The organism is Bartonella sp. AS69XJJH (assembly GCF_042195585.1).
Classification (GTDB): domain Bacteria; phylum Pseudomonadota; class Alphaproteobacteria; order Rhizobiales; family Rhizobiaceae; genus Bartonella.
Genome location: NZ_JBHIOO010000132.1, coordinates 1 through 654 on the forward strand (window position 1 = coordinate 1; position 654 = coordinate 654).

At 41.0% G+C, this 654-nt stretch carries 1 protein-coding gene; it reads left to right on the forward strand.

Going from position 1 to position 654, the window contains the following annotated elements; all coding sequences use genetic code 11:
- The first annotated feature begins 28 nt into the window (after positions 1-28).
- Positions 29-652, forward strand: a complete 624-nt coding sequence (locus tag ACFIK6_RS10165; RefSeq protein ID WP_375677621.1) for a lambda exonuclease family protein — start codon at positions 29-31, stop codon at positions 650-652.
- Positions 653-654: the final 2 nt, after the last annotated feature.

Genomic DNA, 654 nt, shown 5'->3' on the forward strand with positions numbered 1-654 from the left:
CCACAAGAACAAAGAACGGCGGTGTGAGATGGAACAAAGAACAGCAGAATGGTTTCAAGCGCGGCTAGGAAAAGTCACGGCATCTAATGTTTACAACATACTCAGTAAGACAGCAAAAGGTTTGCCTACCAGCAAATATGAAGACTACAAAATCAAACTCATGACAGAGCGATTAATAGAGGAAATAAGCCAATCTTATATAACACCAGCTATGCAATGGGGCATTGAACATGAAGAGAATGCCTTGAGAGAATATGAATTCATTTATGACACAGAAGTCACAAGATGCGGGTTTATTCCACACCCAAAAATGAAAATGGCAGGTGCAAGTCCTGATGGGTTCATTGGAGAGGACGGCTTAGTTGAGGTCAAATGCCCACAATCAACCACGCATTTGCGCTTCTTTATATATGACGAAATCAAGCCTGAATATATCGCACAGATGCAATTCCAAATGGCGTGCACGGGGCGAAAATGGTGTCATTTCATGAGCTATAATCCAAACTTTGTAGGCAGATCTACTGGTTTGAGAATGAAAATCAAACGCGTCAACCGTGATGAGCAATACATTGAAGAGATTAATAAAGCGGTCGAAATCTTTTTAGGGGAAATAGAACAAGAGATGGAAAAGATTTTGGCAAAAGCCGCTTAAAC

Coding starts and splice junctions, on each gene's coding strand:
- ACFIK6_RS10165 (WP_375677621.1), top strand. CDS start 29: ATGGAACAAAGAACAGCAGAATGGTTTCAAGCGCGGCTAGGAAAAGTC.